Origin of the sequence: Planococcus sp. CP5-4_YE (genome assembly GCF_019042655.1) — a bacterium.
Classification (GTDB): Bacteria; Bacillota; Bacilli; order Bacillales_A; family Planococcaceae; genus Planococcus.
The window spans coordinates 1-14,679 of sequence record NZ_JAHPZO010000020.1; the positions used below are offsets into that span (position 1 = coordinate 1).

A 14,679-nucleotide genomic window follows, 5' to 3' on the forward strand; every position below is an offset into this window, starting at 1 on the left:
ACCGTGCCGAGACCGAACAATACATGATCAAGCATCTCGCCTATGCGGGAGTGGGGCGAGACATCTTTAGCGAATCTGCGATTGATGAAGTGTTTAACTATTCAAGTGGTGCCTCGCGCCTCATCAACAAATTGGCGACGCATTGCCTATTATTCGCAGCACAAAATGGAAATCGCATCATCGATGACCGGATGGTGAAGAAAGTAATCGAGGGAGAACTAGCTTAGTTCTCCCTCGTTTTTTCTCTATTCGTTTGGCCAAAGAAACCGTCAGGTTTGGGACAAAAAGAACCGTCAGTTTTTAGACAAAATCAGGCGTCATTAACACAATCTGATAAATATAGATTTACTTTCTATTATCAAACTTAATATTTTGATCATAAAAAATAATTATTCAAATTTCAATTTATATGTTAGTAAAATAAAGCACCATTTCTATTCTCTAGAAAGGTGCTTTTACTGAATATGTTAAAACCTCACCTACTTATGGTACGGTTCACCCTTCATTATCCGAAAACCACGATAAATCTGCTCCAACAAGATCAACTTCATCAATTGATGCGGAAAAGTCATTTTCGAGAATGATAATTTCTCATCCGCGCGCTTCAACACTTCATCATGTAACCCTAGAGATCCCCCGATGACGAAGACAACTTTGCTGCGGCCGTAAGTCATGAGCGATTCCATGTCTTTGGCGAGCTGCTCGGACGTCTTCATCTTGCCGTCAATCGCCAGGGCGATGACGTAGGCGTCTTGTGGAATTTTGGCGAGTATACGCTCGCCTTCTTTCTTTTTGACGATTTCCATATCTGCTTCGCTCAATTGCTCCGGCGCTTTCTCGTCCACGACTTCTACCTCTGAGATTTTTGCATAAGCCCCTAAACGTTTTGCATATTCTGCAATGCCCGCTTTCAAGTATTTCTCTTTCAGTTTTCCGACCGTCACGATAGAAATGTTCACAACTTATCCCCCTTTACACGAAATTTACAAACAAGTTGCCCACAGAGTTTATGCACATATCCACAGGCGATTCTACATATTGTAGAATTTTATTTACTCGCCACAAGATACAATGCCTGTTGTTCACAGTAGTTGCACTTTGTGGATAACTTTTCGCTATCTGATAATTCTGTCAGTATAGGATAGCTTTCCATTTTGGCGACAAATTCGTCAAGCCCTTGTCCCACATGCGTTTGGCAGCAATATAGCTCCATTTTTACGCCTCCTTTCGATTTCCGAATATTCAACACAGTTATACACATTTCGTTCCCTTTTATCCACAATCCATTTTAACAGATATAAAACACTACGGATAGCGAAGCTTTTAGCACCTGTGGATTGTTAGCAATCGATTTTTAATAAAAAAGTTATCCACATGCCATTTTCCCGAACAATTGCCCCATCTCAGCTAAAAATCCAAGCTCCAAAGTGCATAATATTCAGCTGATTTTTGTTTCTTCCTTTCATTTCCGGAAATGAAAAAAACAGTTCCAATCGGTGCATAAAACACCATTTGGAACTGCTGGATTTTATAATGTGGAATTGTCGGTGAGTTCAAGCTCGAATTCAAGCAATTCACCGTTGCGGTACGCTTTTACTTGGAGGATATCCCCAATTTGTTTTTCATTATAAAGATGCTGGCGCAATTCGATGATATCCCCAATTTCTTCACCATCCATCTCAACGATGACATCGTATTGGCGCATGCCCGCTTCATCCGCTGCAGAAGATGGGACAACCGAGCTAACGACGACACCCGCCGTGATCTCTTCCGGCAAATTCAATGTATCTTCACGGTATGTGCTCGGCACTTGCGCCAAATCCATCAGCGTGATGCCCATTGCCGGACGCACCATTTCACCTGTTGCTTCGAGTTGGTTAATGACCGGCAGCGCCGAATTGATCGGAATCGAGAAGCCGATGCCTTCGACTTGCGAAGTGGCGATTTTCATCGAATTGATGCCGATCAATTGTCCCGCCAAATTGACGAGCGCACCGCCGCTATTGCCGGGGTTGATCGCCGCATCTGTCTGCAAAACTTCCGCCTGCCAGTCTTGTGTGCCGTCGCCGTCCAAATCGACCGGAACGGCCCGGTCAGTGCCTGATACAACGCCGCTCGTCACAGAACCGGAAAATTCAAGACCGAGTGGGTTGCCGATCGCGATAACCGCTTCGCCGCGCTTGAGCGCATCCGAATCACCCAGTTCCACAACGCCTTGCACTTTGTCGTTGCTCATTTCAAGGACAGCGAGATCGGTCCAAATATCGCTGCCGACTACTTGCGCTTCGACTTTCGTCCCATCAGCCAATGTCACTTCGATGCCGCTCGCGCCGTCAACAACGTGATGGTTGGTCACGACATAAGCGGTATCGCCTTCACTTTTATAAATGACGCCCGAACCCGTGCCGACTGCCTGCTCCTGGCTTTGCGAAAAGAAATCCCCGCCTGTCTGGAGATTTGACACGCCGACTACCGCATCCGATGCCTCGTCGACGGCTTTCGTCACGTCGGTCGTGATATCAAGCGATGCGCCTTGCTGTTCACGGCTTTGCTGCTGGATCTGGGTGCCGGAATTTGATGACTCGGTTCCCGGCAATAAGCCCGGTGCTTGTGTAAAGAGTACCCACATCAACAGCGCCCCGACCATCACGCCGAACACCCCTGCAAAAAAACTACCCGCACGGCTCGGCTTCGGCTGCCGGCCATTCGGCGTTTGATTGTAATAACCCATAACCTCCATCCTCTCTTATGCTTCTCTTTTTATCATAAGATGTACCCGTCAAAATGCAAGCAATCCTTCCTGTACAAGCACATCAGGAAGTCATTGCCCAACTTACTTTGTACACTTTTTAACTGAGTGATTTGGCGCAACGCAGTTAGGTGATACACTCCAGCAACTGTTGCTGCGCTCTCTATATTCATTCCACACTAGCTGACGGGAGTGAAAGTGGCGACTCCGGGAGGATCAGCGAGACAATTGAGACCCTGCAGGAGCGATAGCGCCGAAGCGGCTCAATGCGAGCCCGCGGCAGCTGGCACCGCGACGTCCTGTCGCGCCAGCTGCATGACCCACATCCTGTGAGCCCGAAAGCGTCCGCCGCAATGAGCATCAAGCGGCTCTAAAAAAACAAAAAGACTGACCCACAAGCCATCTCTAAGGCTTCTGGGACAGTCTCTCTACATCTATTCACACCACAACCAAAGGCGTCGCTTCTGTCGGAGACGTATCGAACAAATCGACATAATCGCCAACGATGATGCCTTTTGTCTGCAGTGTCTGCTCGACGCTCATACGCGCGAGGTCTTTCATGTTGTTATCTTTGCTTAAATGCGACAAGTAAATGCGCGTCGGCTTTTCTGCAAGCACTTCCGACATCGCCACCGCCGCGTCTTCATTCGACACGTGCCCCACATCGCTCAGGATGCGCCGTTTGACCGACCATGGGTAACGCCCCATCTGCAGCATGCCGATGTCGTGGTTGCTCTCAAACACGTACGCATCGGATGCGCCGATGATGCCTTTCATGCGGTCGCTGACATAGCCTGTATCGGTGATCAGCGCAAGCTTACGACCGTTCTCGTGGAACACATAAAACATCGGGTCCGCCGCATCATGCGACACGCCGAACGACTCGATGTCGAGGCCGCCGAACGATTTCGTCGTCTCCATATCGAAGTGGAAACGCTGCTCGACCGGAATCTCGCCGATCAGCCCGTCCATCGCCGTCCACGTTTTGGCATTGGCGTAAATCGGTACTTTATGCCGGCGGGCGGCGATGCCGAGTCCTTTAATGTGATCGCTATGCTCATGGGTGACAAGAATGCCGTCGAGCTTGCCCATATCGCGGCCGATGGAGGCGAACAGCGACTCCAATTTCTTGCCGCTGAGCCCTGCGTCCACTAAAAATGCATGCTCGTCGTTTTCTATATAGATGGCATTGCCAGTCGAACCGCTGGCCAATACACTAAAGCGCATAGTTAAAACTCCTTACTCTGCTGTTTCCTCGTCCTTCTTGTTCAATTCAATGACACCGTCTTTGATGGCATTGACGAAATGATCCGTTTCCTCACCTTCGGAATCCTTCACGCGGATGCGCCAGGTCGGGACGAACATCTGCCGGTTTTCCGACACTTGCACATGCGTCGAATAGCCAAGTTCGGCTTCCGTGATGCGGCTATTGGTCTCAAGCAGACTCTTTTGATAGAGCGTATGGATCGCTTCGAGCGGTTTGATCAATCTCTTTTGCTCTTCATTTTCGATAATATTGTTGAATAAAGTTTGCTCGAAGCCAATCACGGCATCGTTTTCATTCCAGAACACCGTCAACTGGCCGCCTGTGCTATGGAATAGCGGGACGTCTGTGATCTGCTGGAAAAATACCGCCTGGTTCTGGTCTTCATCGATTTTCCATAAGGTGTATTCCGAGCTTTCCGGAACTTCCTCTTCAATGAATGCCTGCAGTGCGTCTTCTTTATCGCCGTCTAGATCAACTGGCTCATCGTAAGTGATTTGCAGCAGCCGTTCATTTAAAACATTGACGATTCCGTCAATGTCCACTTCTTTTTCAGTGAACGATTTTGATTCGCCGCGTACATATGGCTTGTCTTCTGATATCTCCGGCAATGCCGAATAGGTGATATTGTCGCCGCGCAGCTTCTCATCGATGGACGATTCCGGAAGCGGTTGGATCTGTTCGGCTTCCGTATAGCGGTCGATATACAGTGAATACAAGAAAACATTGAGAATCGAAAAAACAATGATGAAAATGGTTTTTGTTTTACTCCAATCCAAGCTTCACGCCTCCTACTGATTCGTCAGATAGCCGTGTCCATTTGCCATTTGCTTTATAATACCAAGCCGGTTGGAACGTGATCAATTCAATCAATTGGTCGTCTTCGCTGCGTGTCAGCTCATAGCCAATCGTCACCGCCTCAATCGTCGATAGATCCGTATCAAGGCGCGACAAAGCTTCCAGGACCGCTTCGCCAGACGTCATTTCGATGGTGCGGGTTTCTACGACCGAATCGCGGAAATAAGTCGGCCGGCTATAGCGGAATGCCTGCTCGATGCCGTCACTGATGCCCCATTCTACGTCTAGGCTCACCGCCATCGTATTGCTAAAGACCGGCAAGCCGTCGAAAAATAATTGATAACTGATCTGCTGATTGACCGATTTCATGCCGAAATATACATATTGGTCGGTCCAGCCGCCGTGTTCATTGACGAAATTAATCGAGTTGAATACCAGGTCGGACGGGATCGCCGGATCGGAGGTTTCGGCTTTCGGCTGTACATAATTGATGCTTTTCTGGCCGTCTAATTCACGCATGATGGCCCCCGACTCATCGGTGAATTCCTCGCTCTGCAGGTCCCCTGCAAACTGTGAGGTCGGGCTGTCCATAATGGCATCTGCAAATGTAGAAGCCGATGTCTCGCCCAGCAAATAATCAAACCCTGTCTTCTCGATTGGACCTTCCGGCACATAGACCGGCAATGTACCGATGCCGGGATCCGTGACGTAGCGGTCATACTCTTCTGATGGCTGCACATAGTCGCCCCGGAACTCGATAAACTCAGCGTCCGATACTTGTGCTTCGTAAACTCGGCCGGAACCTGTATTGATAAAGTAAATGACAGAATCGGGGTTTTCCTCTGTGCCCCATTCGACTACAACTCGGTTAAAGGTCGATTCCGGCAAATTATTGTCGGAAATGTCCATGATGACGTTAAACACAGGAAACGGCACAGCCCCTGGATAATACAACACGGTGCGTCCCGGTTCTTGTAAATACTGCTTGAGTACATCCGTCCCTGCTTCTTCTTCAAATAGCTGGACGTCGGAAATCTCCCATTGCTGGATCGTGTCCAACATCATTTCAATTTCGGTTTGTGAGAAAGTGCCGGTCACTTCGTCTTCGTGATGATACAGCACTTTCACGGGCCTCACGACTTCCTCTGCACTGCGCTTGTCTCCGATTGATACATCATCCACTTGCGTGGGAGTTTCAAGCTCCTCAAGCTTTGGGGTGAATGTCCAAATGGTGAAAGTCAGTGCCAGGCTAAGAAAAATCAAAATAAACAAGGCAACGGATTTTACATGCTCCAAGTATTTCAATCCCATTCACCTCCATCATCAATTTCATATGGCAAGGTGAAATGAATCGAAGTCCCTTTGCCGTAACGGCTTTGCGCCCAAATTCTACCGCCGTGGGCATTGATCATTTCCTTGGAAATCGCCAGGCCAAGACCCGTACCGCCCATTGCACGTGAACGCGCGCGGTCGACACGGTAAAAGCGGTCAAAGATGCGCTCGACGTTTTCTTTCGGTATTCCCATTCCTTCATCGCTGATCGAAACGAGCAACTCGCCTTCTTTCTCGCGGACAGAAAAGCGGACTTTGCCGCCTTCTGGAGAATACTTCAAGGCATTGGAAATGATGTTATCGATGACTTGCGTCAATTTATCGGTATCGATTTCCACGAAATACTGCGACTTTGGCACTTTCCGTTCAAATGATACATTTTGGGACTTCGACATCTCAAAGCGGTCGATGATGCGGTTGAAAAACACGCCGAATTCGACCATTTCGCGGCTCAAGTCCGCTTCGCTCGAATCCATCTTCGACAACTTCAGCAAATCGTTGACGAGGCGGATCATCCGCTCGGTCTCGGTCTGGGTGACATTGAGGAAATTCGGTGCGAGCTCCGGATCCTGCCAAGCACCATCAGCGAGCGCCTCCAAATAACTGCGCATCGTCGTCAGCGGTGTCCGCAGTTCATGCGATACGTTCGCCACAAACTCCCGGCGCTCCATATCGATCTTCTCCTGTTCGGTATTATCGTGCAGGACGGCGATCAAGCCGTTGACAAATCCGGTTTCTTTTTGGATGACCGAGAAAGTCGTGCGCAATAGCGTCGCTTGATCTTGTGAACTAATATCAAGCGTGATCGCATCGCGCATATCGATCAAATCTTCGAATGTATAGGATTCATCCAGGCCAAGCACCGTAGTGACCGGCCGGTTGATGACCGTTTCACGTGAAACATTCAATAATTGCAAAGCCGGTTCGTTGATTAAGATGATGCGCCCTCTACGGTCAGTCGACAGTACGCCGTCCGTCATATTGGCAAGCACCGAAGCGAGTTTGCGCCGCTCACTTTCCGTTGACTGCTGGGATTCTTGCAGCCGGTTCGTCAAGTGGTTGAATGCACGGGCCAACTGGCCGATTTCATCTTCACTGTAAACGCGGACTTTACGCGAGAAATTGCCTTTTGCCATCGCCTGCGCTTGCCTGCGCATATCGGCGATTGGCCGCGAAATCGTCTGGGCGACCAAGACGCCAAGCACGGCCGTAATGACCAACGCAATGGCGGTACCGCCTGCCAAAATCGAGTTGATGGTGTCCATTTGGTCATAGACATTCTCGACTTCCGCTTTCACATACAGCGTGCCGAGCATTTCGCCCCCGACCGCCGTGATTGGCAAAGTTCTGACCCACACCCGCTCTTCGAGACTTCTGTCCACATACGTTTGCTCAAGCAATGTCTCCCCGATGATCGAGCGGCGGATTTGATCATCTGTCGAACGCTGGCCGACGAGCGATTGGTTCTCGCCCAAGGACGTTGCCAAAATCCGGTAACGATTATCGACTACGCGGATTTCAATGATATCCTGCGAATTAAAATTAGAAAGGACCGACCGAAGGCTCTGCTCGACTGTCAGGTCCTCGTCTGTCCGGTTGCGGATCATCTCTTCGCGGACGCTGAACTCGATGATTTCCATCCGGTCTACAATCGAATCCTCGAAGTTTCCGCGCAGCGTTTGTTCGAGCTGCTCGGAGAAATAAAGGCCGATGATCTGCATCGCCAGCAAGATCAGCAAAATATAGATCAACACAAATTTCACATGAATCGACTTAAAAAAACTGGTTTTCAGCATTCAGCCTACTCCTGTTCAGGGTTCCGCAGGTAGTAGCCGACGCCGCGACGCGTCACGATCCACGCTGGGTGACTCGGATTGTCTTCGATTTTTTCACGCAAGCGGCGAATCGTCACGTCCACTGTCCGCACATCGCCGAAATAATCATAGCCCCATACCGTCTGCAGCAAATGCTCGCGCGTCATGACTTGCCCGATATGCTTCGCCAAATAATGCAAAAGCTCGAACTCGCGATGCGTCAATTCGATTGTCTCTTCGCGCTTCAACACCAAATACGCATCCGGCTGAATCGTCAACGACCCTACCTGGATATCGTTCGAGCCCACGCCTTCCTCTTCTGCCGGCACCACGTTCTGGCGCCGCAGATTCGCTTTGACACGCGCAATCAATTCACGCGTCGAGAATGGTTTCGTCACATAATCATCCGCCCCGAGTTCAAGCCCCAGCACTTTGTCGATCTCTGAGTCTTTCGCCGTCAACATGATGATCGGAAAATCGAATTTCTTGCGCACTTCGCGGCATACTTCCATGCCATCGCGGTTCGGCAGCATGATATCGAGCAGCATCAAGTCCGGCTGAATTTCTTCCGCCACTTTGATCGCCTCGTCGCCATCATAAGCCACTACCACATTAAAGCCTTCTTTTTTCAAATTAAATTGCAGGATGTCTGCAATTGGCTTTTCATCATCCACAACCAATATTGTTTTATTCATCTATCTTCTCCCCCTCTGCTTCCCAATTGTTCCACCTGTACACAGCCGTTTTGACATTCTTTGCTATCCTTTACTTTATCATTATTTCAAGCATTTCGCACCTTTGGATGGTCACAACGGGGCTCAGCGGGGAACGGGTTCTAGAGACGTAAAAGCCTGGTAAGGGTTTGCTTGGGGAAACTGTTTTTACATTCTATTTGTGCTTCACGCTTAATAGTCGCCGCCCTGCTTTGGGTTGGCCTCTCGCCATAAGCCAAGAAAAGCACTTGTCTTACGGCGTCGGCTCACCCCTTTACGCTGGGCGGCTGGGAAATTTCGTTGATTGGGGTGCGTTTAAATAGATCTGCTTCTTTAGCTAGTTGCCGGCTAGTGGGGGAATCGCTTCCTAGAATAAGTTTGGAGCAGCTAGTGAGAGTTTACGTGTCGAACTGTTCCAGAATTCTATTTGGACTTCTGCTCACTATTCGCAGCCTTGCTTTGGGTTGGCCTCTTGCCGCAAGCCAGGAAGAACACCTGTCTCACGGCATCGGCTCACCCTTGGCGCTAGGCGGCTGGAAGATTTCATTGAGCCAAGTACGTTTAAGCAGATCTGCATCTTTACCCGGTTGCCGGCTAGTGGGGAAATCTCTTCCCGAGAAATAATTAGAAGATAGCGGGAGTTTGTGTGTCGAACTATTTCTGTATTCTACTTTTTCTTCCTCTTATTATTCGCCGCCCTGCTTTGGGTTGGCCTCTTGCCATAAGCCAGCAAGATCAACTGTCTTACGGCGTCGGCTCACCCTTGACGCTCGGCGGCTGTGAGATTTCGTTGAGTCGAGCGTGTTTAGGTAGATCTGCTTCTATAACCAGTTGCCGGCTAGTAGGGGAATCGCTTCCTGGGAAATATATAAGAAGATGGCGGGAGTTTGTGTGTCGAACTGTCTCTGCATTCTACTTTTTCTTCCTCTTAACTATTCGCCGCCCTGCTTTGGGTTGGCCTCTTGCCATAAGCCAGGAAGGACGCCTGTCTTACGACATCGGCTCATCCTTGGCGCTTGGCGGCTTGGTGATTTCATTGAGTAGAGTGTGTTTAGATAGATCTGCTTCTATACCCAGTTGCCGGCTAGTGGGGAACTCACTTCCTGAGATGCAGCATCTGATGATGTGATGCTTAAATCGAAAGTCTTGCTCGTGGATCTGGTGGATTTAATCCATATTGAGATGATTTGTGCTAGAAAATCTGTGACGTTTCCGCGTTTTCACATTCAAAGTTGAATGAGCTGAAGAAATAATCTTCCACTCTAAAATTAGAGACGGAGTGGAAGGGGCCGACTCCGGGAGGATCAGCGAGACAATTGAGACCCTGCAAGCGAATCCGCGAAAGGTATTGAGCGTATTCGTTTGCGAAGCTCGAACATCGTGAGAGTTGAGCAGGCGGGTTTTTGCGCAGCGACGAAGCGGCTCAATGCGAGCCCTCCGGAAAGCGTGCCCCTGAAACGCAGTCGAAAAGCGGAAGCTTTTCTACTTACTTCATTTCACTTCATATTCCTGTTCACATCCATAAGCTACCTATTTGAAATAAAAAAAGCTCCCAGCACGCTGGTAGCTTCTTACTAGTTTATTTCTTCACATAATCCAACGGGTCGCGGTCTTGGCCTTCGTAGGATAGCTCGAAGTGCAGGTGGATGCCTGTAGAGCGTCCTGTCGTCCCCATGTCGCCGAGTTTCGTGTGCGGGGAGACTTTGTCGCCCACCTTGACGTCAATCGACGACAGGTGCGCATAGATCGTCTCATAGCCATTCTTATGGTCGACGACGACGCGGTTGCCGAATGTGCCGGCTTTACCCGCTTTCGTGACGGTGCCGTGGTCTGCGGAGACGATATCGAGCGTATCGGGCCGCGCGATGTCAATGCCTTTATGGGCACGTCCCCAACGCTGGCCTTTCTTGCTCGACACGTAACCGCCGTCTGCCGGCCAGGTGAATTCGCCTGTGCCGATGCCTGATAATTTCTTGTCTCCTTCAAGGACGATTTTGTCGACCGGTTCTTTGAGGATTTTCTCTCGTGTTTCGGAACGGCCGACGCGTTCACCGTTGACTTCGCGTACGGCATAGCTCACCGCTTTTTCACCGCGCTTGCCTTTTTGGCCTACTTCCGTTTCGCCGATATAGACGTCTTTGCTGTCTTTTTCGACGGTTTCGTACGGCATTTTCTTCAATGCTTTTTCGGCTTTATTGACGAGCACGTCCACTTCGAACTCATCTGTTACGTGCTTTGCCGCTTGTTTAGGCTCCATCACTTGTTTCGGGTCGACCTGCTTCGACAAGCCGGTGATGGTTTCCGAAAAGGAAATGTCAGAGATGCGCGATTCGCCCGCTTTCAGCTCAGGCAGTTCCTCTTTGTCTTGCTGCTGTTCGAATTGCTCGAGCTCTTGTTCCGTTAAAGCGTTTTGTTTCATGAGCTGGATGGTTTCTTCATAAGCTTTCCGGTCTTTTACATAAACCGCTGCTTCGCCGTCGACTTGCAGTGCGAAGGCTTCCGCCTTGACCTCCAATTGTTCGTCCAGTTGGCTGATGACCGCCTCATCGTCTGTCGAGCTCGATGCCACGGCTTGTTCGGTTAAAATATTCAACTTGTCACTCGGCGCGAGAGGCAGGTTGTCGTATTCGCTTGAGGTTGTTTCCAGTTTTTCATCAATTAATTCGTCGATCGGCGCATCGTCCGAGACGGCTCCGAGGTAGCTGGTGTTGTGATATATATGATAAACCGGCTCCAGGTTTTGGGGCTCATTCGGTTCGGCAAAAATCGTGTTGGCGCCGAATGCACTGGCAGCTAAAACGAGGGCGGTTCCGATTTTCCATTTGCGCAGTTTCAAGTGGTTTTCATTGCGGTGTTTCGCGTTCATGTTGCGGGTCTGGCTCCTTTCGTACTCCCATCGTGGGGTCTTCCGTTTTTTCAACTTCCCCACTCTACCACATCCGTTTTCAAAGGCTCACCCGATAAACTCATTATTACAGAAGTGTTATGTACCATACATTATTATCCAGTTATTGGCATGATTTTCTTTAATTTTGCAAATAGAGGCAAAAAAATTATGATTTCCGTTCTTTTTTCCATTTATCATTCATTTTCTGTGATCTTATTGTCATAAACCTCATATAAGCGTACAAGACGGCTTTTTCATTTATGGCGAATTTGTAGCAAACGCAAAAAAAAGCCACCGCCCTCTTAATTAGAGGCAGTGGCTTGTGGGTATTCGCTTAACGCCAAACGCTTTTGACGATGTTTGTTTGGTTGCGGTCCGGTCCGACAGAGAAGATCGAAATCTGGACGCCTGTCAATTGCGAGATGCGCTCCAAATAATGGCGCGCGTTGTCCGGCAATTCGTCCAATGATTTGCACGATGTTACATCTTCAGACCAGCCTGGCATTTCTTCGTAGACCGGTTCGCAGTCTGCGAGCATGCGCAAGTTCGCTGGGTATTCCGTGATCAATTCGCCTTGGTAGCGGTAAGCTGTACAGATTTTCACCGTATCAAGCCCCGTCAAGACATCGATCGAGTTGACAGTAAGGTCCGTCAATCCGCTAACACGACGTGCATGGCGTACGACGACGCTGTCGAACCAGCCGATGCGGCGCGGACGGCCTGTCGTTGTGCCGAACTCTTTGCCGACTGTGCGGATCTTGTCGCCGATGTCATCGAACAATTCCGTCGGGAACGGTCCGTCGCCGACACGTGATGTGTACGCTTTGCAGACGCCGATGACGTGGGAAATATTCGTCGGACCTACTCCTGCGCCAATCGTTACCCCGCCCGCTACCGGGTTGGATGACGTGACGAACGGATAGGTGCCTTGGTCGATATCGAGCATGACGCCTTGTGCGCCTTCGAACAAGACGCGGCGGCCGGCATCAAATGCATCGTTCAGCACTTTCGATGTATCGGTCACATATTGGGCGATTTCCTGGCCGTATTGATAATACTCTTCCATGATTTCTTCGACTGTGAAGCCTTCTGTTTCATAGAATTTCTCGAACATGCGGTTTTTCTCTTTCAAGTTCATGCGCAATTTCTCTTCGAATACAACATGGTCCAGCAAATCGGCAATACGGATCCCGACGCGTGCCGCTTTGTCCATATATGCAGGCCCGATGCCTTTTCCAGTCGTGCCGATTTTGTTGGCGCCACGGCGCGCTTCTTCCACTTCGTCTTGCTTGATGTGGTAAGGCAAAATAACGTGCGCACGGTTTGAAATGCGCAAGTTCTCTGTCGTCACTCCGCGATCGTGAAGGCCTTTCAGCTCTTGCACTAGCGCTTTCGGGTCGACGACCATGCCGTTGCCGATTACCGATGTTTTTTCTTTATAAAAAATCCCCGATGGAATCAAGTGCAATTTATACGTTTCGCCGCCAAAAATGATGGTGTGCCCAGCATTATTTCCGCCTTGGTAACGCGCAATTACTTCTGCGTGTTCCGACAGAAAATCCGTGATTTTCCCTTTTCCTTCGTCTCCCCATTGCGTTCCTACTACTACGACTGATGTCATCGTCCGCACCTCCGTTAGGCTTGTCGCCCTGTTTCAAACAGTCTTTATTGTACCAATAGAGCGTCTTGTCGTCAATATGAAACCAAAGAAAACACGAACATCAAAATGCATGCACGCATTTAATGTTCGTGTTTAATAGATAATTTAGAAATCGCCGCCGCCTTCTTGGTCAGCCCAATCGATGGTGACGAACTTATTGTATTCCTTCACAAACGCCAGCTTGACGGTGCCGGTCGGGCCGTTCCGCTGCTTGGCGATGATAATTTCAATCATGTTCTGGTCTTCGGTTTCTTTATCGTAATAATCCTCACGGTATAAAAACGACACGATATCGGCATCTTGCTCGATCGATCCGGATTCACGCAAATCGGACATCATCGGCCGTTTGTCCTGCCGCTGCTCAACCCCACGGGACAGCTGCGACAAGGCGATGACCGGGACTTCCAGTTCACGCGCCAGGCCTTTCAATGAACGGGAAATATCGGATACTTCCTGCTGGCGGTTTTCGCCGGCCTTGCCGGGTCCTTGGATCAGCTGCAAATAATCGATCATGATCATGCCGAGGCCGTATTCCTGCTTGAGGCGGCGGCATTTCGCGCGGATATCGTTGACGCGGATACCCGGCGTATCATCGATGAAAATGCCGGCATTCGATAAACTGCCCATGGCCATCGTCAGCTTGCGCCAGTCTTCATTCTGGAGCGCACCGGTCCGCATGACTTGGGCGTCAATATTGCCTTCCGCGCAGAGCATCCGCATGACGAGCTGCTCTGCGCCCATCTCCAAACTGAAGATCGCGACATTCTCTTCGGTCTTCGTCGCGACGTTTTGCGCGACGTTAAGCGCGAAGGCCGTCTTACCGACGGACGGGCGGGCAGCAACGATAATCAAATCGTTGCGCTGAAAGCCAGCTGTTACTTTGTCCAAATCACGGAAACCGGTCGGGATGCCGGTGACATCGCCTTTACGCGTATGCAATAGCTCGATATTGTCGTAAGTTTTCACCAAGACATCTTTAATATGGATAAAGTCGCCCGCATTTTTGCGGCTCGACACTTCCATCATTTTCTTTTCCGCTTCGGCAAGCAAAGCTTCCACTTCGTCTTCACGCGTAAAGCCGTCTTCGACGATTGTGGTGGCCACCCGGATAAGGCGGCGCAGTAAGGCTTTCTCTTCCACAATATGGGCGTAATGCCCAACGTTTGCGGCTGTCGGCACCGCATTGGCAATCTCGGTCAGATACGAGAGGCCGCCGACATCTTCCAGCTCTTTCTTGACCGATAGCTCTTCTGTCACCGTGACCAAGTCCACCGCTTTGCCGCGGTCCGTCAAATCGATCATCGTCTGGAAAATCTTCTGATGGGCGACGCGGTAGAAATCTTCCGGCATGACGATTTCCGCTACGGAAACCAGTGCCTGTGGCTCCAGGAAAATGGCTCCGATGACGGATTGCTCGGCTTCCTGGTTATGCGGCGGGACGCGGTCGATCGATTCGTTCATA

The 14,679-nt window shown here is 49.8% G+C and carries 11 protein-coding genes and 1 pseudogene; 1 reads left to right on the forward strand and 11 read right to left on the reverse strand.

What is annotated here, in order from left to right; all coding sequences use genetic code 11:
* Positions 1-227, forward strand: a pseudogene (locus tag KTG14_RS15970) (AAA family ATPase); the annotation flags it as partial.
* A gap of 252 nt (positions 228-479) precedes the next feature.
* Here the strand turns inward: KTG14_RS15970 and rlmH are convergent.
* From rlmH to dnaB, 11 genes are all read right to left on the reverse strand, one after another.
* A complete protein-coding gene (rlmH, locus tag KTG14_RS15975; RefSeq protein WP_216971828.1) occupies positions 480-959 on the reverse strand; it encodes a 23S rRNA (pseudouridine(1915)-N(3))-methyltransferase RlmH in 480 nt (159 codons plus the stop codon).
* A gap of 89 nt (positions 960-1,048) precedes the next feature.
* A complete protein-coding gene (locus KTG14_RS15980) occupies positions 1,049-1,213 on the reverse strand; it encodes a CxxH/CxxC protein (protein WP_216971829.1) in 165 nt (54 codons plus the stop codon).
* A gap of 315 nt (positions 1,214-1,528) precedes the next feature.
* Positions 1,529-2,731, reverse strand: coding sequence for a S1C family serine protease (locus KTG14_RS15985; RefSeq protein WP_216971830.1), 1,203 nt, complete (start codon positions 2,729-2,731; stop codon positions 1,529-1,531).
* A gap of 456 nt (positions 2,732-3,187) precedes the next feature.
* The gene (locus KTG14_RS15990) at positions 3,188-3,976 is read right to left on the reverse strand and encodes an MBL fold metallo-hydrolase (RefSeq protein ID WP_216971831.1); all 789 of its coding nucleotides are present in this window, start codon (positions 3,974-3,976) and stop codon (positions 3,188-3,190) included.
* Positions 3,977-3,988: 12 nt separating this feature from the next.
* A complete protein-coding gene (locus KTG14_RS15995; protein ID WP_216971832.1) occupies positions 3,989-4,792 on the reverse strand; it encodes a two-component system regulatory protein YycI in 804 nt (267 codons plus the stop codon).
* A complete protein-coding gene (locus KTG14_RS16000) occupies positions 4,779-6,122 on the reverse strand; it encodes a YycH family regulatory protein (RefSeq protein WP_254178211.1) in 1,344 nt (447 codons plus the stop codon). Before KTG14_RS16000 ends, KTG14_RS15995 begins: the two co-directional genes overlap by 14 nt.
* Positions 6,113-7,939, reverse strand: coding sequence for a cell wall metabolism sensor histidine kinase WalK (gene walK, locus KTG14_RS16005; protein ID WP_216971834.1), 1,827 nt, complete (start codon positions 7,937-7,939; stop codon positions 6,113-6,115). The genes KTG14_RS16000 and walK overlap by 10 nt, the downstream gene beginning before the upstream one ends.
* A 5-nt stretch (positions 7,940-7,944) precedes the next feature.
* Positions 7,945-8,652 carry a response regulator YycF gene (gene yycF / locus KTG14_RS16010; protein ID WP_058382289.1) on the reverse strand — a complete coding sequence of 236 codons (708 nt, stop codon included), beginning with the start codon at positions 8,650-8,652 and terminating at the stop codon, positions 7,945-7,947.
* 1,597 nt (positions 8,653-10,249) lie between these two features.
* Positions 10,250-11,536: a M23 family metallopeptidase gene (locus tag KTG14_RS16015; protein WP_216971835.1), complete on the reverse strand. Its 1,287-nt coding sequence runs from the start codon at positions 11,534-11,536 to the stop codon at positions 10,250-10,252.
* A gap of 355 nt (positions 11,537-11,891) precedes the next feature.
* Positions 11,892-13,178, reverse strand: coding sequence for an adenylosuccinate synthase (locus tag KTG14_RS16020; RefSeq protein ID WP_068459457.1), 1,287 nt, complete (start codon positions 13,176-13,178; stop codon positions 11,892-11,894).
* Positions 13,179-13,322: 144 nt separating this feature from the next.
* On the reverse strand, positions 13,323-14,678 hold the full coding sequence (gene dnaB / locus KTG14_RS16025; RefSeq protein WP_058382286.1) for a replicative DNA helicase: 1,356 nt from the start codon (positions 14,676-14,678) through the stop codon (positions 13,323-13,325).
* Position 14,679 lies beyond the last annotated feature (1 nt).

What these genes read in the sequence shown, in the direction of transcription:
- KTG14_RS15990 (WP_216971831.1), bottom strand. Translation starts at nt 3,976, where the DNA reads ATGCGCTTTAGTGTATTGGCCAGCGGTTCGACTGGCAATGCCATCTAT.
- KTG14_RS15985 (WP_216971830.1), bottom strand. Translation starts at nt 2,731, where the DNA reads ATGGGTTATTACAATCAAACGCCGAATGGCCGGCAGCCGAAGCCGAGC.
- yycF (WP_058382289.1), bottom strand. Translation starts at nt 8,652, where the DNA reads ATGAATAAAACAATATTGGTTGTGGATGATGAAAAGCCAATTGCAGAC.
- KTG14_RS16000 (WP_254178211.1), bottom strand. Translation starts at nt 6,122, where the DNA reads ATGGGATTGAAATACTTGGAGCATGTAAAATCCGTTGCCTTGTTTATT.
- dnaB (WP_058382286.1), bottom strand. Translation starts at nt 14,678, where the DNA reads ATGAACGAATCGATCGACCGCGTCCCGCCGCATAACCAGGAAGCCGAG.
- walK (WP_216971834.1), bottom strand. Translation starts at nt 7,939, where the DNA reads ATGCTGAAAACCAGTTTTTTTAAGTCGATTCATGTGAAATTTGTGTTG.
- KTG14_RS16015 (WP_216971835.1), bottom strand. Translation starts at nt 11,536, where the DNA reads ATGAACGCGAAACACCGCAATGAAAACCACTTGAAACTGCGCAAATGG.
- KTG14_RS16020 (WP_068459457.1), bottom strand. Translation starts at nt 13,178, where the DNA reads ATGACATCAGTCGTAGTAGTAGGAACGCAATGGGGAGACGAAGGAAAA.
- KTG14_RS15980 (WP_216971829.1), bottom strand. Translation starts at nt 1,213, where the DNA reads ATGGAGCTATATTGCTGCCAAACGCATGTGGGACAAGGGCTTGACGAA.